This is a genomic window from Kitasatospora sp. NPDC028961, assembly GCF_055564815.1.
In genome coordinates, this window is the sequence record NZ_JBVHVO010000006.1 from 155,036 (window position 1) to 173,651 (window position 18,616).

Genomic DNA, 18,616 nt, shown 5'->3' on the forward strand with positions numbered 1-18,616 from the left:
GGATCCGCGCCGAGGTGCGCGGCACGCTGCGGCCGCCGGGTGGGGCATGGCGCTGCCCGGGCACGGCCGCACTCCTCTGACAGGCGACCTTGACCGATTGCCAAGCGATCTTGACCACTGGGGCGGTGCGCATGCTGGTTGCTGTCCTGACATCCTGCTCGCATGGACGACTTCCTTGGTACGCAGGCCCCGATTCGCCGACTGACCGATTCTGCGGAGGCAGTCGCCGCATTGGAGAGTGCAGTTCCGGGCCTGGTGGCTCTGCGTCTACCGGAGCCCAGGAACGTTGACTGGCGGCTCGTCGAGGTCGGGCTGGGTACTGCTCTGCCGGAGGACTTCAAGCTCCTTCGCGAGCTCTATCCGACCTTCGGCCTGGGAGACTTCCTCGGCTTCGGCGGGCCGGAGCGCGGCCACGAGCAGCTCTGGGTGGATGGTGCGCGCGAATCGCTCGAGGATCTGGAGGAGTTGTGCTCAGAGGCGAACCTCGCCGCGCCGTTCCACCCCTTCCCCGCGCCGGGCGGGCTGCTTCCCTGGGCCGGTTCGAACCAGGGCGATCTCCTCCTGTGGGCCACCAGTCCTGTCGGACCGCAGGAGTGGACGGTCACGGTCGCCTCGCGAAGCTCCGCCTGGTGGCACTACACCGGCGGAGCCGTCCAGTTCCTTGCCGACCTGGTCACGGGCACGGTGGAGCCCTGGGCCCTGCCCAGGGTCAGCCCCGACATCGCGAGATGGTGATCGGAGCCAGTGCGCCCGCATGCCGAGCAGCCACTCGGCGGCTTCCACGCTCACACGACGGCACCGGCGTAGCGCACCTTCAACCGGTCAAGATCACTTCATCCGCGTGCGGTACCGAGGATCGGCGGGGTGAGAACCGGACCGTCGACCTGGCGTTGTTGTCCACGGGAGCAGGCCGCTCCGTGCCAGCGGCGGCCGCAGGACTGTTGGACCGGCCGTAACTGTCGCCAGCACCGCTGTCCGGTGGGGTCGCGCACGTGACCGGCTCACCGTGCGGCGTGGCGGCCACGTCGACGCATCGCCCGGCCCGGGGGAACAGTTGCCGGGCTTCGGCGCCCACCGGCTGGCCGGAGACGCGGTGCGCATCAAGGGGCGAGGCGGGGCCGGGGTGGCAGCTCCAGTTCCGGGTTCAGCTTGTCGCTTAACGTCCGGCCTCGAACAAGCGGGCCCGGTGATCACTCGTTCGGGTGTCTCCGGGACGTGGGCACGGCCTTCGCGTGATCCTGAACTCGACTAAGGGTTGCAGGACTTGACGCGAAGGCCGTGCTGGGGATGGTGGTGGAACAGGGTGTTCAGGGCGAGCCGTTCGCGGAACTGTCACGCTTCCGGGGGGTCTTCTACGACTGCCTGACCGGGCGGCGCGACGCGCTGTTCGAGCTGACCGGCGCGGTGCTGTGCAGCGACGGGCCGGTCAGGATGCTGGTGGACCTGGCGTTGGCGCCAGAGGACCGGTGCGGGCACGGCGCCCTCTACGCGCAATGCCGTTGCTCTAACGGGTGCTGGCGCCTCCCCTTCAGCTGGACAGGGGAGGCGCCAGCGGAAGTCATCCTCGACCCACTCTCGTCACAGCGGCGTGGAAGGATCCGGCTGTGATCGATCCGCCGAAGAACGTCATCGAGCCAGTGATTCCGTCGGTAACCGCCTCATGGAAGCGCATCGACGCCTGGCTCGCCCAGCACGCTCCGACCAGCTTCGCTGCGCTCCAGCCGCCGGCGACGCCCGAGGCCATCGCCCGAGCGGAATCGCTCATCGGCATGTCGCTGCCGTCCGACTTGCGTGAGTCGTTGCTCTGCCACAACGGAGACAGCTTCCCTGGAGCGCTGCCGTGCGGAGCCCTGTATCCGGTCGAGGAGGTCGTCGCGATCCGCCTCATGCGGATGGCGATCTGGGAGCCCGATGATCCCGACCAGCTTGAGACACCTTGGTGGGCAATGTCGTGGATCCCGTTTGCCGGAGGTGATGGCGATGACCACTTCATCGACGCTCAGCCCGGGATGTGGCACAACCACCTGGGGTACGCGGCTCATGACGACCAGGGCTACTTCCTCGGTTGGCCGACCCTCGGCACCTGGCTCCACCACGTCGCCGACGCGATGGAGCACTTCGAGCGGCGGGAACACGCTGGCGCAGTCTCGCGTCCAATGCTGACCGACGAGGGCGAAGTCGACTGGTAGGACACGACGAAGTCCGCGAGCCCGTTGCCTCGGGTCGGCTCGGCCTGTTGGCGAGGTGTGGTACTTCGAGGTGGCCCGGGTGGCCCGGGTGGCCGGCTGAGTTTGGGGGCATTTGCCCCCGGAGTCCTGGCCACCGGCGAGGCATACAACCCCGGCCCACCCATCACAAGAAGGGCGCCAAACCGAGAGAAGGACCGCTACGGAGAGCTGAATGCACTGCTCAGTGCACCGGAACAGGTGTCTCCGCGAGGACGCCGACGCCGCGTACTCGCATCGCCGCGGTCAGAGCGAGCGGACTGATGCCCAGAGCTGAGGCGATCTCGGGGGCCATGTCGAATGCCCGCCACTTCCACTCCTCCTCGGCCTCCCCGTTGCCGCGGGCGGGGGGCAGGCCGATCCGTTCCCGCTCGGCCTGTTCCTGTACAAGGGGTTGTCCCAGCGTGAGGAGTCCGTCCTCGGCCTCGCCGGTCTCGCAGTACCGCCGCATCACGACCCCGTGCTCCGCGATCAGCCAGGCCGAGCCGTCGTTTTGTGTACCGAAGTAATACGCCTGCGCGGCTCCGTAGCGGGAGCTGAGGTCAATACACAGGTGCAGGACTTCGTCACTTCTGTCGCTGTTGCACGGATCGCACCACGGGCCGATCACCAAAGTCCATCCCTCAATCTCAGGACTCACGTACACCCGGGCCATTCCATCCGGATTGTCCTCGGCCTCTCCGTGTCCGTCCTCGTCGATGACAGCCTCGGCCTCGGCGAACGTCACGGGTACGGGTCGGGTGAGGCCCAGGGAGGCGAGGACTCCCGCTTGGTCCCCGGTCGGTACGGCGATCCAGTAGAGCCAGCACGTCGACAGCGGCCTTGGCTGGTCGTCCCTCGCGATTTCCACGACCACAGCCTGCCGCTCCGGGGCCCACCTGTTCGACGCCGGGTGTTGAACGACAAGCTCAGCGCGTGTTCCCCGTCGATCCGCCCGCGGGGGCGGACGGCCAAGTGGGCCTGTCCCGGGACTGGACAGGCCCACGGACTGTTCGGCCGTCTACCGCACATCCAGGCCCGGTCCCGGCTCCGCATCGCTGGACTGGTGTTCAGCTCAGCCGGCGCGTCGTTGCGCTGGGGGCGCGGCCGGCCGCAAAGCGCCCTCGCGGCCCGGTCCCAGGCGGGCATGCCCGCCACTACTCCAGCCGGCGCGAGCACGACCTGATGACGGATCCCCCGAACGCGTCGGCCTCGCCGATGGGAACGGCCTGGAAGAACTCCTGAACGAGCTCTTCGACTCCGGCATCGTCAGCCGCCTCACCCACCTCGGCGCCGCACAGCCCTGGGTGCGCGTGCACGGCAGGCCCCTGTCCCTGGCAGACCTCCGCCGCTCCTGCCGCCCCTGCCCCGCGTGCGAAGGCTGCGCGTGCGCGGAGTACTTCCGGCTCCCATTCCCCACCGAAGCGCCGTGCGACGGCTGTACGAACCAGAAGGCAACGCCCTGACAACCGCGTACGCGGGGCCTTCGCCCACCGTGAGGAGCATCGGCAGCACCGACGCCGCTCGACCACACGGCGCGTCCGAGCGTTGCGGACCACGGCCACGGCAGCCGGCCGGTGGCCAGCCCAAGCGGCCCCCGGCCGGTCGCCGCGGCCCGCGAAGCCCGACGCGGCGGGACGGGACGAGACCGCGCACCGACACCGTCAGGGCAGCGCCTTCCTCTCCCCGGGGCGGCGGGAGAATCCTGGCCTCGGGGGCTTCGCACCCTCCACTCTCCGAGCCTGCGCCGCCCGCAAGGGCGCAGGCGCAGAAGACAAGGCTCTGCGGGCCATGCGCACCTCGATCTTGATCGGCCCCTGGCGCAGCTGCCTCTCCTGCCGGCCGGCGGATGCGGGCCGACGGCCGCTGACAGGACCGTCATGCCTTCCATTCCGAACGCCGCGAAGCCGAGGCCAAGGCCCGCATGGCCGCCGCCGGCGAGAACTACACCACCGCGTTGCGGCACGTACGCCACCCTGCGGCCGCCGCGAGCACCGTTCCCACCGGAGCCGTCGACTACCTGAACGCCGTCCCTCGACCAGCTCACCGCCCTCGGCCGGGGCCACGGCCCCGTGGAAGGGCCCGAGTTCGGCCAGTACGAGGCCTACGCCGGACCGGTCGCCGGTCTGAACCTCGCCGTGACCCGGGATGGCACCGACGATGACGACGACGCCGACCCCGACGACGCCGCGACCGCTGACCCCGCGGCGCGGCTCTACCTCTCCTCCCTGTGCCCGGCGAGCGAGGCGACCGTCGAGGACTTCCGACTCGACGGCGAAGCGTCCTGACCTCCTCCGATGCAGCGGATCAACTCGATGGACGTCCGACCAGGTCAGGTGGCACGCTCCACTGCGTGACCGCGATTCGAATCCTGGCCGAGTTCGGCTCCTCCGCAGCCATCGGCCCGCTGCACTGCGGCGCGATTCTCAACGACATCGCGGCGACCCTGGGCCCGCCGTGGGACATCGGTCGGGTGAGCAAGCGGCGGCGCTGGCCTCATCTGTTCTCCTACGGGGACGCTGAGCTCTGCGTCTGTCGCTGCCGCCTCGTCACGATGATCAGCGTCCAGACCTGGCGAGAGGCCGTCGAGCTTCCCGTCCCCGGACCGGAGAGACTCGCGGCGTTCGCCGGGCCCCTCACACACGCGCACATCACGGCGGAGCTCAACACGATGGGCTGCCGCGTCGATCCGGTGACACTCCGCCAGCCGCCTGGACAGATGGCTCTGCAGGTCGCGGCGACGGGTGTCACTTTCACCTTCCGGACCGCGGCTGGCTCCGAGCCCCTCCTGGACCGTGCCAGCCACTGGATCAACACCCACGAGTGCACACTCCAGCCAACCCATGCTCCAGATGACGGCTTCGGCGCGTGATGAACCCCGGTCGGCCCTGGTCAGGCACCGGCCCCCTAAAGTGCACTCCCGGAGGTTGACCCCGCGGAACTGACCGTGGTTCGACCGAGCGGCCCGGCCTGACGCCCGCCCGTGCTCTCGCACCAGGCATTCTGGGACATCATCAGGTGCCGAAAGCAGGAGTGCCATGACCGTCGGCTCACCACACCATCGAATCCGCGTCCCCGAGGCGCTGGCCGCCTCCCACCGCGGTGACCTCGGGCGGGCATGGGTCACCGCCCTGCCCGCCCTGGCGGGGAGCTTCCTGGGCCGCTGGGACCTGCGACTGGACGGTCCGCCGGCCCACGGGGTCGTCGCGCTGGTCCTTCCGGTCATCCGGGCCGACGGCACCTTGGCGGTGCTCAAGCTTCAGCCGGTGGACGAGGAGACCCGAGGCGAACCGCTCGCCCTGCGCGTGTGGTCCGGCCGCGACGCGGTCCGCCTCCTGGACAGCGACCCCGACACCGGGACGATGCTCCTCGAACGCCTGGACGCCAGCCGCTCACTCGCCGGCGTGGCGGATGACACCGCCGCACTGCAGATCCTCAGCGAGCTCCTGTCCCGCCTGGTGGCCTCCCCGGCACCCCAGGGCCTGCCGCTCCTGGCGGACACCGCCACCGCGATGCTCGACCGCCTACCCCACTCGCTTCCGCTGCTGGACGCCCCGGCCGACCGCCGCCTCCTCGCCTCCTGCGCGGCCGCGACGCGGGAAGTGCTCCCCGAACCCGGCGACCGGCTCCTGCACTGGGACCTCCACTACGACAACGTCCTCGCCAAGCACCCCTCGTCCCAGCCCGTGGGACGGACACGGTGGCTCGCCATCGACCCGAAGCCGCTCGCCGGACACCCCGGCTTCGAACTACTACCCGCCCTGCGCAACCGATGGGACGACGTCGTGGCCACCGGCAACGTCCCCCGCGCCGTCAGCTACCGGTTCCATCTCATGACCGAGGTCATCGGGCTGGACCGCCAGCAAGCCACCGCGTGGACGCTCGGGCGCGTCCTGCAGAACGCTCTGTGGGACATCGAGGGCGGCGCCAGCACGCTCCAGCCGGAGCAGGCGGCCATCGCCCACACCTTGCTCGACTTCCGCTGACGAACGAGCCCATCAACACGCCTCACGAGGCAGTACCGTGACACACCGGCACCGCACAAAGGTGCGGGCCCCGGCCGCTTCGTGTCAGGGAGGCAACCGAGGGCCCGCCCTACAAAGCTACCGGCGCCTCAATGGCCGTCGTCCCGGAGACTCCGGGTCCTACCCTGCAATGCTCCCGGGACGGACTTCCACGACCTCGCCGACCCCGACGACCCCGGTCGTCCGACCGCTGCGGACGGATCGTACGCCCGAACCATGGGGACCGGCGCGCACAGCTTCGACCGTCTCTGCACCAAGTCCTGTGGGGCTTATCGCTCACGCAGCTGGTTGCGGTGCGCGGTCGTCGTAAGAGGCGACTCGGAGTCAAACTCGAAGCTCTCAATGGCGGCGCCGGCGGGGAACTCCGGGTGGTCGTGCCAGATCTGGTCGAACGCGACCAGAAGGTTCCATGAGGCGGTTGCGTGCAACTCGGTCTCTGCCGTCTACTCAGGCGGGGAGGCTCGATGGAAGCGCACCGCCGCGACCTGCTTGGTTGCAGCCGGTTGCAGGGCTGTGGCCGCTCGGCGGCCTTCGCCCTGGAGCGACCCCGCGTCGGGGATTCTGCTTCGGGCCGTCGGAAGGCGAGTCACCCCAGTGGCTGCCGTCGCTGACCTGCGGAGGTGCAGGATCTCTTCATGCTGGGCGGCGAGCCGGGCGAGGGCCTGGGCGCGGAAGTCGCTCAGCTCTTCATTCACGTTTTCGGCGCGGGCCAGTCGTTCTTTGAGAGTGGTGATCTCGGCTTTGAGCCGCTCGATCTGGGCTTCGCGCGGGTCGGGGATCTGGCCCGCTTCCTGCAGAGTCTGGAGGCGGTGCTCGAACTCGGTGCGGAGGTGAGCATAGGGCCGGGTGCCGTAGAAGGCGGTGCGGTCGACAGCGGCCTCGTGGGCGAGGGTCTTGATGTCGCACTTGCTTCCGGGCGGGATTCCTCCGCGTAGGAGCCTGTCCATGGCGGCTCGGATGCGGTTCTCGTTCTCGGTGCGCTGGGCTGCGGTGAGGGTTGCCGCATCGATTTCGGCGACGACTCGAAGGGCCCGGTCGTAGTCGTTCTGCGGCGTCAGCGTCCGGACGGTCGGTGGACGCGGACGAGGTCGAAACCCTCGCTCTGGAGCAGGTGGTGGGCTTCACGCGTCAGTGGTCGCCAGCAACGTCGGCGGGACGGTGTGGACGGTCACGCAATTTGGCGCTGTCGCTGATCCCGTGACGCGGTCTGCCGCAACCGCCGCTGGTGAGCCAGCTGCAGATGAGGGCGGCCCTGCTGGATCACACCGGCCCTGCGGCCGGTAGCGTAGGGATCTTCGCTGGGCGCGCTCCCGCGGAGTCCTTGAAGGCAGACGCCGATGACCGACGTGCACGTTCAACGTGCGAAGGTTCGCCTCGACGCGGCCCTGGAGGACCTCGCAGTCTTCCGCGGGGCGACGGCTCACCCGGAGGAGGCCAACTGTGAGTGCCATTGGGGCAGTGCGGAGGAGCTCGCGCTCCTCAAGGTGCCGGATGTGAGGCTCGACCCCGACCTCCTGCGTCGGACTTGGCAGCCTTCGGACTGGCGTGACCACGGCTCGGTGCTTCGCCGTATCCTGCCGCAGCTCGCGGGCGCCCTCGTCGACAGCCGATCGGAGTCGTTCGGGTACCGGGACGACATCGGCCTCTCCCTCGCCCGCGGGAACTGGCAGGAATGGCCTCGGGAGCAGGCCGCGGCCGTGCGGGAGTTCCTGCACGCGTTCTGGGCCCATAGCCTCGTCACCGCCGGCCCCGTCGGGCACGTCTCCCCGACGCTCGCCCTGTGCGTCGAGGCGGGCGGTGAACTGGGCCCATGGCTCGACGTCTGGGAGGCGCTGGAGCACCCGATGGCCGACCGGAACCTCGCGGAGGCAATCGACACGTGGGACTACGACCTGCTCGCCGACGAACTCCCCTGGAGCACCTGGTACGACAAGGACGAGAAGTTGGCGGTCCTCACCGCGTGGCTCACCCGTCATGCCCCCGCTCGGCTCAGAGCGCACAACGCCCCGGACGACCTGCTCCAACGCCTGAGGCTGATCGGCCTCACCGGGCCCGCCCGCCGGCACGATCCACACTGGCCCGGCTACACCTACTGACCACAGGGCGGACCAGAGCGAAGCTCTCCGGGCGGGGGCCATCACAGGATCAGCGACAGAGTCCGCGATTTCCCAGGGCCACGGTCACGTCATTCCCCAAGCTGTCGTCCCGTCCCTACTCAGGGGCCAGCGCGCCTGGAGATGGCCCGAACTACTCCCCTGTGCGGAGACCATGCGAATTCACATGACAGGTATGAGCCGGCTCCGCGATCATTGGTCGATGACCATGGGACCGGACCTACTGAGTCTGAGCATCGTGTGCCCACCGCCCGACGAGGGCGGTGTGGAGGTCCGCCCGATCGTCAATGGTCGGGACCTTCTGGCCGAGGTGGTCCCCGGTGGGGTGGGAGGCTCCCGGTATCTGGGAGTAGGCCCTCGGTATCTGTTGGGCCAGGACGGGCCGTTGCATGCCACGGCGAGGGCTCATGAGGTCCGTCTCGCGTGGTCCGGGTGCGGCGTGGAGGAGTGCCGTTGTGCCCTGTACGTGACCGTCAGGCGTGACGGGGAGCTTGTTGTCTGGGCGGGGTGGCGCGACCTGGCCCATCAGGACTTCGACCTGCCGGAGCTTCGGTTCACCGCAGGTCAGTACGAGGCCGAGGTCCTGCGAGCCGGAGAGGACCGTAGTTGGGAGTGGCCGGCGGGAGCGGTTGCGCGGCTGCTTGAGGCGGGGCTGACGGGACGCGGGGACAGGCTGGCCAGGTGGGAGTGCGAGTTGGAAGGTGTCTGGGCTTCCCGCAAGAAACCCGATCGAATCCACGTCATCCTGAGGCATCTCCCTGACCGCGCCGATACAGATCTGCCTTGGCTGCAGTTCGGGATGATTCTCCCGATCTCCGCGGACGCCCCATCGGACCAGGCCGAGTGCCTTGAAGCACGGCTGACTGCAGACGATCCCCGTGCCACCGCCGAGGGGGGAGGTTCGCATGATGCCGAGCAGCTGGGCTACCCATGGCCGCCGGTCGACCCGTTGTTCGTGTGAATCGCAGGGAGAGGCGGGGATGGGCCTTCGCCTGCCGAGGGGCATCCACTCGTGACCGCCACTCTTCTTGGGGAAGCATGACGGTGAGGGTGGGGAGTTACGCTGATCATGCACATCGTGGGAAGAGCGTGGCCGCTGACAGAGGGGTCCTGGCGACGGCAGCCGGTCGGGAATTCGCGTGTCCTGTGGGTGAGGCCGTGCGAGCATCGGCGGGTGATCGACGATGAGGAGTTGTCTGCCGCCGACCTGATCGGGCGGCGGCTGCTGAAGGTGACCACGGCTTGGCATCACTACGCTGACGACGATCCGTCGCTGGTGCACCTGTGGATTCACCTGGAGGGCCTGGGCCCGGTGCTGTTCCACACGCCCTCGACCGGCGTGGCTCTGCGAGCCGATCAGCCGCACGGACCGTACTCGATGGATGAGTACGGAAGCGTCTCCGTGATCGACGATTCGCCAGATGTGCCGGTGACCCGGTTCGTCGGACAGGCGATCCGGTCGGTTCGGCAGATCGACTACAACGACGGCCGTGTCGGCTTCACGGCCGGCCTCATGCTCCAGTTCCCCAGCGGAACCGTCCGTCTGCTCGGTCTCGTGGACGACCTCCTCATCGCCCACGACCAGCATCTGGGCGCTGTCGAGGCCCACCTGCACGAGGACGTGACCCTCGCGCGGGTGGTGCAGACCTCCGGGGGCTGTCCGTCGCAGTGGGACGCCTGGACGACTACGGGTCAGTACCTGTACCTGCGGTACCGGCACGGCGAGGGGACGGTCGAGCAGCATCCGAGCGAGGACGTCGACACCTGGGACGGCGAGGAGTCGAGGCTCTGGACCAGCTGGGACGACGGAACCAACGGCGGCTGGATCGACCTCACCGACTTCCTCGCCACGGCCGGCTTGAAGCTGGTCCCGGACGCCGAAGTCCACACCACACCGCCTATCGACTGGTGGAGGTCATCCACCGCTTGCGCCAGGAGTATCTAAGCTTTATCGAGGACGTCGACTTTCCCGCCGTCCTCGCGGAGCTGCGCGTCGCTGTCCCCGAGTCCGATCTCCCTGCCGTCCTTGCGGCCGCATTCGGGCTGCATCCCGATGGCACCCCCATGGATGGCATGCAGGTGCTCCAGATCGTCGCCGCGGGGGCGGTGGCGAAGTGATCACTGTCCCGCCGCCCCCGCGTCCGAGGTCAGTGGCTCGTGTGGAGCCGACTGATCAGCTGGCGGTTGGCAGCTCGGGCGGCCTGGAGCTCGTCGGTGCGCTCTTCCAGTTGACCGGTGAGATCGACCTGCTTGCTGTTCGAGGGCGGTGATGGGGCGCTTGAGCTGGTCGATGTCATCGGGTCCGCCGAGTCCGGAGTCTCTCCACATCTGCTCGCCGAGGAGCTCGGAGAGCTTGCCCTCCAGGGTCCGGATCCTCGCGGTGAGACGGCCGGCGCGTTCTTGGGCGTTGGCCAGGTCGGCTTGGAGTGAGGCGCGGGTGACGGGGGGCCGGTGCTGTCGGCCCTCGGCTCGGTATCGGCGGCGTGGACCTGGGCGAGCAGGTCCTTGTGGCGGTAGAGGAAGACGCGGTCGACACCGGCCTGGCAGGCGATGCCGGAGACGGTGATGGGTGTGCCGGCTTTGACGGCGGTGGTGACGGCCTTGATGACGCGCTGGCGGCGCCGGGCCGAGTCGGCGCGGCGGCCGGCGGCCATGGAGGTGGTGGTCACGGGGTCCTGTCCGGTCGGAAGTCGACGAGTGGTCGGCGGACGGCTGGCAGGCCAAGGTGGACAACGTTGTGCCTCGCGGCGCCGCTGCTCGTGTCCGCAGAGGCCGTGTGCGGACGAGCGCGTGTCGCCATTGAACGGTGGGAATCCCGTCGGCAGCTTCGCCCTGTTCGTCGCCGCGTGCGTTTCATTGCCGGGCTTCTAGTATGACGCGAGTCACTCGGGCATCAGATCTCGATCCGCCGTTTCCACCACGGGAGGTTGTGCGGTGCGAACGGGTCGTTGACCGTCCGGGCGATGACGCGATCGTCGAGAGGCCGGATCTCCCTCCGCAGCTCTCGCCGGGCCCGGGGCCGGAGGGAATGGATGGCCCGCTCCAGCAGCGTCCTCACGTGGTAGTAGCCGCTGCGCAGGTTCGAGTCGTCGTGTCCGTAGTCGGGCGCCAGGTCTTGATGCGGACGCCGCCCTGTGTATGCCCATCGCCGGAATGCGTGGGCGATGGAACCGGGGTGCAGACCATGGGCGCGTTCGAAGTCAGCGATCTGGCGATTCGCGGCAGGCGAGAGTCGTCGTATGACGGGAGGTCGCCGATGGATAGCTGCAGGTCGGGCGCGTGTGGCGCGTGGAGGTAGTTGCGACCTGATCTCGCCCGGTGATCGGCGAGGCATGGAGACTTCCAGAGGACTGGTCCTTTAAGGGTTCCGGCCAACCCTAGTGGCATATAGCTAGTGGCTTCAATGTCATGGGCGGACGCTGGTGTCAGCGGGTAATTCGCTGGCGTCGCCCGAGTCACGGCCTGCATCGTTCGTCCCTGGGTATGACGAGGCAGGGTGGACAGCGTGAAGACGAGACTGCGTGTATTGCGTGCCGGTGACCGCAGATGCGCATGGACGACCCAAATCTGCCATGTGCAGGGCGGGAGCGACTGTCACCGGGGCATCCGCTTGCGGGTGTGGGGGTCCGAGAAGAACGGCCGGGCGCTGCAGGTGGACCTGTTGTCGAAGGCCCTGTCGGGGCCGTGGAGCGCCTGCGCGACGGACGGCACCCATCCGACCTCCCGGATCGCGCGGGCCGTCGTTGCGCGCACTACGCCCGGATCGCCAAGACCCTGCACATCCTGCGCCTGGCCGACGAGCCGTCCTGCCGCCGCCAGATCAAGGCGCAGGCCAACCTGCAGGAGGGCCGTCACGCGCTCGCCCGGAAGATCTTCCACGGCCGGTCCGGGCAGCTCTCCCAGCACTACCAGGAAGGTATGGAGGACCTGTTGACCGAACTACCGGATCGCGGCAGATCGCCTCCCGACACTGGCGCACGGTGGACGCCGACACCGTTAACCGGGAGCTGTCCATCGCACGTAAGGCGATCAGCTGGTGGCAGCGCCAGGGTTGGATCGAAGGCGATCCCACGATCGGCATCGAGCGGCGGCCGGCGCCGCGACGTCAGCGGCCACGGCCGCGACGCCGCCGCCCTCGGCGTCCTCCTGCGCGCGGCCTGGCGCGCACTCATCCTGGGCGGCCACCGCGGCGAGGACCTGCTCCACCTGATGGAACGGGTCCTGGTCGCCGAACGCGGCAGCGACTCGCACTTCGCCACCTGCACCCTGCTCACCCTCGACCAGCAGCGAGGAACCGCCACCATCCACCTGGCCGGCCACCACGAACCCCTGCTCACCGATCCGGCCGGCACCGGGGAGGTGGTCGCTGCCCACGGCATCGCGCTCGGCATCCTGCCCGGCCTGCGGACCTGGCCCAGCACGGCCGTGTCCCTTCCGGAGGCCGGCGCTGACCCTCTACACCGACGGACTCACCGAAGGACACAACGGCGCCACCGGCGACCGCCTGAGCGTCGAAGGGCTGCTCGACCTCATCAACACCGCGGCGCCCGCCGACCCGGCCACCCACGTCGACCTGCTCATCAAACGCACCCACGAGCTCAGCGCCGGCCGCCACACCGACGACCTCGCCGTCCTCCACCTCCAGTGGACTCGGCGGCCGGATAGCCGCTGAGTCGGCACGTGGTGCGACAACTGCGGTGACCTGCAACGCCCCGTTCCGGACCTGCCGCTCGCTCTCGTCGGCCGGCCGAGCCATGGCTGTCGGCATGCTCATGGCCAACGCACCGAGGGTGTCGAGCCGGGTGCAGGCGAGAGGTTTGGGCTTGCCGCCCTGGCAGCCGGAGTCGCCCTGAGAGTGGCGCTCGCCCCGGCGGTGTGGCGCGCCGTGCTCGCCCACAGCCCGGACGAGTACTCCGCCCAACTCGCCCTGGCGGACGCGTTCGCCCGGATCCGGCGCCTGGCCCGCGCGCCGCCACCCGAGCCGGTTGCCCCCCTCGCCCACCTCCTTGCCGCCGCACTGCGACAATCGGCCCCGGCCGGGCGGGGTGGGCTGCGTGGTGGGCTCCCTGGCAGGGCCCGTGGTGGGGGACCGTCAGGGACGAGGCGTTGCCGGGGCGTCGATCTCGGCCCAGACCGTCTTGCCCCAGGACTGGAGTGCGACGCCCCAGCGGTCGCTGGTGCAGGCGATGATGTGGAGGCCGTGGCCGCCCGGCCGGGCGGGAAGGTGCGGCTCGCGGGCGACGGGCAGGACCGGGGAGCCGTCACTGACCTCGATCCGCAGCCTTTGCCCGGTCGCGTCCAGGACCAGCTCCAGCGGGCCGTCGGCGTGCAGCAGCGTGTTGGCGACCAGCTCCGCCACCAGGAGCACGATGTCGCCCTGGCCGGGCCACGACCAGTCGTCCAGCGCGGTCTGGACGAAGACGCGCGCCGCAGCGACGGGCCTGTGCTGCCCGGCGAGCGGCAGGCGGCGGCGCTGCCCGCCAGGCGGCATCGTCAGTGCCGCGGTGGGCCGGTGGCCGTTGAGGGTCGGCCCGGGTGCGCTCATTCGGTCAGCCCTTCGTATCAGTGGTCTTGAGCTGCGACTGCCCGCTGCGCCGCGACCCAGACCACAAATCTGCTCATACCGCCCGCCTGGCGGTGCGAAGCCGGTGCTCACGAGGCCTCCGGGAGAGCAGCCCCCACCGTGGGGCGGACATCGAAGACCGCAGCGCAGCCGGTAATCTCCAGCAGCCGCCGCACCGGCTCCGACACCGCGGCCAGCCTCAGCTGCGCCCCGGCCGCGATCGCGTTCGCACGGACCTTCAGGAGGAGGTTGAGGGCGGAGGAGTCGCAGAAGGTGACCTGCTCAAGGTCGGCGATCACGACCTGGTTGTCCCAGAAGGCGCGCTCCAGAGCCTCCTGGGCCGGTAGCAGGGTCTCGATGTCCAGGTCGCCGGAGATGGCGACCACGGTGTGACCGGGCGCCAATTGGATCTCGACGTGCACACCCTCCTCGTCGAGATCCGCTGCTCCGAGCGCGGGCGGGTCATGGCGTGCCGACATCCTCGTCCTCTCCTGGAACTGCGTCGTGTCGTTCCGCACGCCCGGGGCGGGGCGGCCACCGCACTGGCCGCCCCGCCCAGAGAAGCTGCGGGTCAGGCTGCTTCCAGGCCCTTGCGGAGCTGGGTGAGGATGCGGGACAGCAGACGGGAGACGTGCATCTGGGACACCCCGAGCCGCTCGCCGATCTGGGACTGGGTCATCTCCTGGGTGAAGCGCATCGACAGGATCAACCGGTCGCGCTCGGGCAGCGCTGCGACCAGCGGCTGGAGGGAGACGAGGTCCTCGACCAGTGTGAAGCGGTCGTCGGTGCCACCGAGCCGGGCAGCGAGCGCGCCCGGGCCTTCGCCGTCGCCGGCCGGCACGTCGAGGGAGTCGACGCTGTGCGCGTTGGCCGCGGTGAGGCCCTCGACGACCTCCTCCTGCGACATCTCCAGGTAGGAGGCGAGTTCGGCGACCGTCGGCGACCGGTCCAGGTCGTGCGCGAGCGCGTCCTGGGCCTTGGCCAGCGTCAGGCGCAGCTCCTGCAGGCGGCGGGGGACGTGGACGGCCCAGGTGGTGTCCCGGAAGTGGCGGCGGATCTCGCCCAGGATCGTGGGGATCGCGAAAGTGGTGAACTCCGCCCCTCGGTCGGGGTCGAAGCGGTCGATGGCCTTGATCAGGCCGACCGAGCCGACCTGCATCAGGTCCTCCATGCTCTCGCGGTGCGCGCCGAAGCGGCGCAGTACGAAGCGCACCAGGGAGAGGTTGAGCTCGACCAGGGAGGAGCGGACGTAGGAGTACTCGCGGGTGCCCTCCTCCAGTGAGGCCAGCCGCACCAGCAGGACCCGGGACATGTCCCGCGCATCTGTGGGGGCGACCTCCGCCAGGTCCTCCACGTCGGCCAGCTCGGGGGCGATGTCGGCCGAGCGGGACGGGAGAGCGGCCTCCGTGCCGGTCAGGGGGCAGGTCTCCTGGAGGAGTTCACTGGTCACGGCCATGTCGTTCCCTTCCCTCGCGCTGTGAATAGTCGGCCCCCGGATACCCCCGGATCGCGGATCCATTCGCGCCATTCGGGTGGAGTTTTCGTGAAAGCCGGTGGTCCGGCGAACCTACAGCGGCTTCTCCCGGCCGCCCCGGGCCCTCGGTCCCGCTCCCGGCGGGCCAGCCAGTGCCCGAGGGGCGACTGTCCGTGCCGGGGCTGTTCCCGTTGGCGGGGGCCGGGATGGCACCCAGTTCCTTGAGCCGGGACAGGCGGCGGCCTCGTCGTCTGTTCGTCATCGCACCAGCATCCCGGCAGCCGCCCTCCCGAGAAGGAGGGTGGCCCGCTGAGTTCCGCCGCCGAGCGCGCTCCCGAACACCACCGGGCGCGCCGCCCCGGTGGCGCGGGCCGCCCGGTGCGCCTGCCCGCTGTGCGCGTTGTCGGTGTGCACGACGGGCGACGCACGTAGGGTCGGGCCGGGCGAGGAAGGCGGGGGCGGAGCTGCAGGACGAACCGGCGGCCCCGCGGGTCGCGGTGCGGCTGCCCGCCGACAGTCTGGGTCGGTGCTCCTGGGCGGTCTGAGACCGTGGGTGGCATCCGCCGGCGGGGAGGTCGCCCTGTACTTCGCCCGGTTCGGCGCGCAGGCGTGCATCCGCCGCCTTCGCTACCTCGGCGAAGGCGGCAGCCTCCCCACCTGACCCGCGCTGCCGCGCCGACTGCCCGTGCGCCGGCCCAGTCGTGATTGCCGTCCAGAACGCCCCCGGCTCCGCCCCGCCGAGCCGGGACGGAGTAGCGGCCGGGCAAGCCTCGAATCGCCGCCCGGGCGGGGCGCAGGAAAGTCAACCCGGCGGCTGACGCGCCATCAGCCCTCCCCGTGTCGGCGTACACCTGAACGTGCTCCGGTAGGTACGGCTCAACGTGCACAAAGCCCCGGAGCCTCTTCGGGCTGCTCCTCGTACCTGGCCATGGTGATCGCCGGGTGGCCGGTTGTTTTCGCGGGCCGTCGCTTGATCGGTGGAAGTTCAGCGACGAGGATGCAGAAGGCGAGATCATCTGGGGAGGCGTAGTGCGTCTGGGGACAGTGGCGGTAACGGGCGCGGCGGGGAACATCGGGTCCGTCGTGCGCCAGGCACTTCGAGGTGAAGCGGCGCGTGTGATCCTGCTCGACCGGGTGCCGCTGCGGCCGGAGGCCGACAACGAAGACGTGCGCACCGTCGACCTGCGCGACGCGGCCGCCGTGGAATCGGCACTCGCAGACGCTGATCAGGTGCTCCATCTGGGCGGTGTGCCGGACGAAGCGCAGCTCACGGATCTCCTCGACGCCAACGTGCTCGGCACCCACCACGTCCTGGAGGCGGCACGACGAACAGGCACCGAGCGGGTAGTGCTGGCTAGCAGCAACCGCGTGACCGGCTTCTACCCCGTCGGGCATCTCACGAGGCCCCAGGAGCCCGTACGGCCTGACGGCCTGTACGGGGTGAGTAAGGCGGCAATCGAGGCCCTCGGACAGCTCTACGCCGACAAGTTCGGCCTGTCCGTCATCTGCCTGCGCATCGGCAGCTTCGAGCCCGTCCCAACCGAGCCCCGGCATCTGGCGACCTGGCTCAGCCCGCGCGACGCCGTCGGATACATTCGGGCCGCGCTGACCGCCCCACCCTCCACCCGCTTCGCCACCGTGTACGCCGTCTCCGCCAACACCCGCCGTTTCTGGGAGATCCCGGATCCGGCGGTACTGGACTACACACCCGTCGACAACGCCGAACCCCACGCCGTCGACATTCCCGGAGCCGACCTCCCGACCGACCCGGCAGCACCCCAGGCCGGCCCCTACGCCCTGCCCGAGTTCACCCTTCCGCACCTCCGACCCTGACTGCACGGCCACCCGTGAGCGACCCCCTCGACGCGGCCGGGCCGACGTGGCCGATCGAGGCTGACTGTCGTGCGGCGACCCTGTGGTGCACCGCGCGGTGCACGTTCGCCTGTACCAGGTTGTGCACCTTCACACAAACGCCAACACCCCGCCTACAGCGGCGCAGTCACGGGCGGCGGGAGGGCGGTCACCGTGGAAACGGTGCCCTCGTGGCCGGCGCCTTGTCCCTGCCTCTCGCGCTCGGCACCGCCGCTGCGGCCAGCGCCCACGACGTACCGATCGTCGAGTTCGGGCAGGGCGACTTCACCGTCGGCCCGGGCGGGGCGGCCGTACACCTCACCGAGGCCGAGTTCGGCCCGGATGGCGCCTCCTACTTCACCGGCGCGGTGATGGCCGGCCCGGGCGGGCTCACCGGTGGCTTCATCGACAGCGAGATTGGCTGGACCGGCGGACAGCCTCCGTGCTGACGCCCCGGACCCCGCCGCCGGCGGCGGGGTCCGGGGCGACTCGTTCCCAGCACCGGCACAGCATCAGACGGGTCTCACGGGGCTGCCTGGCGGGCAGCTGTCAGCGGCGGTGCCGGGCATCCGCCGCGCCCTCGGAGACGACCGGCACGACACGTCGAACGCCTCGGTGGCGTCCGGCGGGGGCGATGGCCACCTCGACGGCAGCCGCCCCGATCAGCAGCACCAACAGAAGGATCAGCATCCCATGGCCTCCCACTCGCGACCGTCCCGGGCACGCCCTCCTGCCCCCGATCCGGCCTCCCACACTTCCTTCTCCCAGCCGCGTCGGCCCGGCACCTCACCGCCACCCGCGTGGCCTGACCCCTCCGGAAGGCGCAGGCATGCGGGCCACCGGCTGGGGTAGCCGGGCCCTCGTCCAAGCAACACCGAACGACGAGGAGCACATTGTGACCAGCGGACTGTGGGGCTACGAGAACACCGAGGGCTACGCGGCGGGCACCGACCTGACCGGCTTCCGCGTCGAGGCAACCGACGGGCACATCGGCAAGGTCGACAAGCACACCGAGGACGTCGACACCGCCCACATCGTCGTCGACACCGGCCCGTGGATCTTCGGCCGCGAGGTTCTCCTCCCGGCGGGCACCATCACCCGCGTCGACGTGGACGAGAAGACGGTGTGGGTCGCCCGGACCCAGGACGAGGTGAAGAACTCCCCGGCGTTCGACAAGGACCAGCACACCGGAAACCGCGAGTACCACGACCGCATCGACGGCTACTACGGCGGCACCGGCACCGCCCTCTGACGGCACGTCGCCCGGCGGGGGGGGGGGGGGGGGAAGGGGGGGGGGGTGGGGGGGGGGGGGGGGGGGGGGGGGGGGGGGGGGGGGGAAAAGGGCAACAAAAAAAAGAAAAAACGGTGGTGCAACAAAACCCAAA

The 18,616-nt window shown here is 69.9% G+C and carries 19 protein-coding genes and 2 pseudogenes; 15 read left to right on the forward strand and 6 right to left on the reverse strand.

Going from position 1 to position 18,616, the window contains the following annotated elements; all coding sequences use genetic code 11:
* Positions 1-162: 162 nt before the first annotated feature.
* From ACZ4UX_RS14495 to ACZ4UX_RS14505, 3 genes are all read left to right on the forward strand, one after another.
* Positions 163-735 carry an SMI1/KNR4 family protein gene (locus ACZ4UX_RS14495; RefSeq protein WP_465706847.1) on the forward strand — a complete coding sequence of 191 codons (573 nt, stop codon included), beginning with the start codon at positions 163-165 and terminating at the stop codon, positions 733-735.
* Between the two features lie 543 nt (positions 736-1,278).
* Complete coding sequence (locus tag ACZ4UX_RS14500) at positions 1,279-1,608, forward strand: hypothetical protein (protein WP_465706848.1); 330 nt, start codon at positions 1,279-1,281, stop codon at positions 1,606-1,608.
* Positions 1,605-2,189, forward strand: coding sequence for an SMI1/KNR4 family protein (locus tag ACZ4UX_RS14505; RefSeq protein WP_465706849.1), 585 nt, complete (start codon positions 1,605-1,607; stop codon positions 2,187-2,189). The genes ACZ4UX_RS14500 and ACZ4UX_RS14505 overlap by 4 nt, the downstream gene beginning before the upstream one ends.
* Before the next feature lie 220 nt (positions 2,190-2,409).
* On the opposite strand, the gene ACZ4UX_RS14510 is transcribed toward ACZ4UX_RS14505, so the two are convergent.
* Positions 2,410-3,075: a hypothetical protein gene (locus tag ACZ4UX_RS14510; RefSeq protein ID WP_465706850.1), complete on the reverse strand. Its 666-nt coding sequence runs from the start codon at positions 3,073-3,075 to the stop codon at positions 2,410-2,412.
* 1,201 nt (positions 3,076-4,276) lie between these two features.
* Here ACZ4UX_RS14510 and ACZ4UX_RS14515 point away from each other — a divergent pair.
* The 7 genes from ACZ4UX_RS14515 to ACZ4UX_RS14545 all read left to right on the forward strand — a co-directional run bounded on the left by ACZ4UX_RS14515 (position 4,277) and on the right by ACZ4UX_RS14545 (position 10,461).
* Entirely contained in the window at positions 4,277-4,492 is a 216-nt protein-coding gene (locus ACZ4UX_RS14515) for a hypothetical protein (protein WP_465706851.1), read from the forward strand.
* A gap of 65 nt (positions 4,493-4,557) precedes the next feature.
* Positions 4,558-5,076, forward strand: a complete 519-nt coding sequence (locus ACZ4UX_RS14520; RefSeq protein ID WP_465706852.1) for a hypothetical protein — start codon at positions 4,558-4,560, stop codon at positions 5,074-5,076.
* A 166-nt stretch (positions 5,077-5,242) separates the two neighbouring features.
* Complete coding sequence (locus ACZ4UX_RS14525) at positions 5,243-6,190, forward strand: aminoglycoside phosphotransferase family protein (protein ID WP_465706853.1); 948 nt, start codon at positions 5,243-5,245, stop codon at positions 6,188-6,190.
* Between the two features lie 659 nt (positions 6,191-6,849).
* Positions 6,850-7,164: a hypothetical protein gene (locus tag ACZ4UX_RS14530; protein WP_465706854.1), complete on the forward strand. Its 315-nt coding sequence runs from the start codon at positions 6,850-6,852 to the stop codon at positions 7,162-7,164.
* Between the two features lie 402 nt (positions 7,165-7,566).
* Positions 7,567-8,325 (forward strand): hypothetical protein, encoded by a 759-nt coding sequence (locus ACZ4UX_RS14535; protein ID WP_465706855.1) that lies wholly within the window; start codon positions 7,567-7,569, stop codon positions 8,323-8,325.
* Between the two features lie 1,192 nt (positions 8,326-9,517).
* Positions 9,518-10,288, forward strand: coding sequence for a hypothetical protein (locus ACZ4UX_RS14540; protein ID WP_465706856.1), 771 nt, complete (start codon positions 9,518-9,520; stop codon positions 10,286-10,288).
* The gene (locus ACZ4UX_RS14545; RefSeq protein WP_465706857.1) at positions 10,252-10,461 is read left to right on the forward strand and encodes a hypothetical protein; all 210 of its coding nucleotides are present in this window, start codon (positions 10,252-10,254) and stop codon (positions 10,459-10,461) included. Before ACZ4UX_RS14540 ends, ACZ4UX_RS14545 begins: the two co-directional genes overlap by 37 nt.
* Before the next feature lie 29 nt (positions 10,462-10,490).
* Here ACZ4UX_RS14545 and ACZ4UX_RS14550 read toward each other — a convergent pair whose 3' ends face one another.
* On the reverse strand, positions 10,491-11,012 hold the full coding sequence (locus ACZ4UX_RS14550) for a hypothetical protein (protein WP_465706858.1): 522 nt from the start codon (positions 11,010-11,012) through the stop codon (positions 10,491-10,493).
* A 1,027-nt stretch (positions 11,013-12,039) separates the two neighbouring features.
* Here ACZ4UX_RS14550 and ACZ4UX_RS14555 point away from each other — a divergent pair.
* Both ACZ4UX_RS14555 and ACZ4UX_RS14560 read left to right on the forward strand, forming a co-directional pair.
* A pseudogene (locus ACZ4UX_RS14555) lies at positions 12,040-12,285 on the forward strand (Tn3 family transposase); the annotation flags it as partial.
* Positions 12,286-12,444: 159 nt separating this feature from the next.
* Positions 12,445-13,015 (forward strand): annotated as a pseudogene (locus tag ACZ4UX_RS14560) (PP2C family protein-serine/threonine phosphatase); the annotation flags it as partial.
* A gap of 420 nt (positions 13,016-13,435) precedes the next feature.
* Here ACZ4UX_RS14560 and ACZ4UX_RS14565 read toward each other — a convergent pair.
* The 3 genes from ACZ4UX_RS14565 to ACZ4UX_RS14575 all read right to left on the reverse strand — a co-directional run bounded on the left by ACZ4UX_RS14565 (position 13,436) and on the right by ACZ4UX_RS14575 (position 15,362).
* The gene (locus tag ACZ4UX_RS14565; RefSeq protein ID WP_465706859.1) at positions 13,436-13,888 is read right to left on the reverse strand and encodes an ATP-binding protein; all 453 of its coding nucleotides are present in this window, start codon (positions 13,886-13,888) and stop codon (positions 13,436-13,438) included.
* Positions 13,889-13,995: 107 nt separating this feature from the next.
* Positions 13,996-14,385: an STAS domain-containing protein gene (locus ACZ4UX_RS14570; RefSeq protein WP_465706860.1), complete on the reverse strand. Its 390-nt coding sequence runs from the start codon at positions 14,383-14,385 to the stop codon at positions 13,996-13,998.
* Between the two features lie 92 nt (positions 14,386-14,477).
* A complete protein-coding gene (locus ACZ4UX_RS14575; protein ID WP_465706861.1) occupies positions 14,478-15,362 on the reverse strand; it encodes a SigB/SigF/SigG family RNA polymerase sigma factor in 885 nt (294 codons plus the stop codon).
* Between the two features lie 1,101 nt (positions 15,363-16,463).
* On the opposite strand from ACZ4UX_RS14575, the gene ACZ4UX_RS14580 reads away from it, so the two are divergent.
* Entirely contained in the window at positions 16,464-17,213 is a 750-nt protein-coding gene (locus tag ACZ4UX_RS14580; protein WP_465707012.1) for an NAD-dependent epimerase/dehydratase family protein, read from the forward strand.
* A 209-nt stretch (positions 17,214-17,422) separates the two neighbouring features.
* A complete protein-coding gene (locus ACZ4UX_RS14585; protein ID WP_465706862.1) occupies positions 17,423-17,680 on the forward strand; it encodes a hypothetical protein in 258 nt (85 codons plus the stop codon).
* A gap of 100 nt (positions 17,681-17,780) precedes the next feature.
* Here the strand turns inward: ACZ4UX_RS14585 and ACZ4UX_RS14590 are convergent, their stop codons facing one another.
* A complete protein-coding gene (locus ACZ4UX_RS14590; protein ID WP_380381946.1) occupies positions 17,781-17,921 on the reverse strand; it encodes a hypothetical protein in 141 nt (46 codons plus the stop codon).
* Between the two features lie 205 nt (positions 17,922-18,126).
* Between ACZ4UX_RS14590 and ACZ4UX_RS14595 the strand changes: the two genes are divergently transcribed.
* Positions 18,127-18,483 carry a PRC-barrel domain containing protein gene (locus ACZ4UX_RS14595; RefSeq protein WP_465706863.1) on the forward strand — a complete coding sequence of 119 codons (357 nt, stop codon included), beginning with the start codon at positions 18,127-18,129 and terminating at the stop codon, positions 18,481-18,483.
* Positions 18,484-18,616: the final 133 nt, after the last annotated feature.

Excerpts from the sequence above, each read along its gene's own strand:
- ACZ4UX_RS14495 (WP_465706847.1), top strand. The coding sequence starts at position 163 with ATGGACGACTTCCTTGGTACGCAGGCCCCGATTCGCCGACTGACCGAT.
- ACZ4UX_RS14590 (WP_380381946.1), bottom strand. The coding sequence starts at position 17,921 with ATGCTGATCCTTCTGTTGGTGCTGCTGATCGGGGCGGCTGCCGTCGAG.
- ACZ4UX_RS14575 (WP_465706861.1), bottom strand. The coding sequence starts at position 15,362 with ATGGCCGTGACCAGTGAACTCCTCCAGGAGACCTGCCCCCTGACCGGC.
- ACZ4UX_RS14535 (WP_465706855.1), top strand. The coding sequence starts at position 7,567 with ATGACCGACGTGCACGTTCAACGTGCGAAGGTTCGCCTCGACGCGGCC.
- ACZ4UX_RS14525 (WP_465706853.1), top strand. The coding sequence starts at position 5,243 with ATGACCGTCGGCTCACCACACCATCGAATCCGCGTCCCCGAGGCGCTG.
- ACZ4UX_RS14565 (WP_465706859.1), bottom strand. The coding sequence starts at position 13,888 with ATGAGCGCACCCGGGCCGACCCTCAACGGCCACCGGCCCACCGCGGCA.
- ACZ4UX_RS14570 (WP_465706860.1), bottom strand. The coding sequence starts at position 14,385 with ATGTCGGCACGCCATGACCCGCCCGCGCTCGGAGCAGCGGATCTCGAC.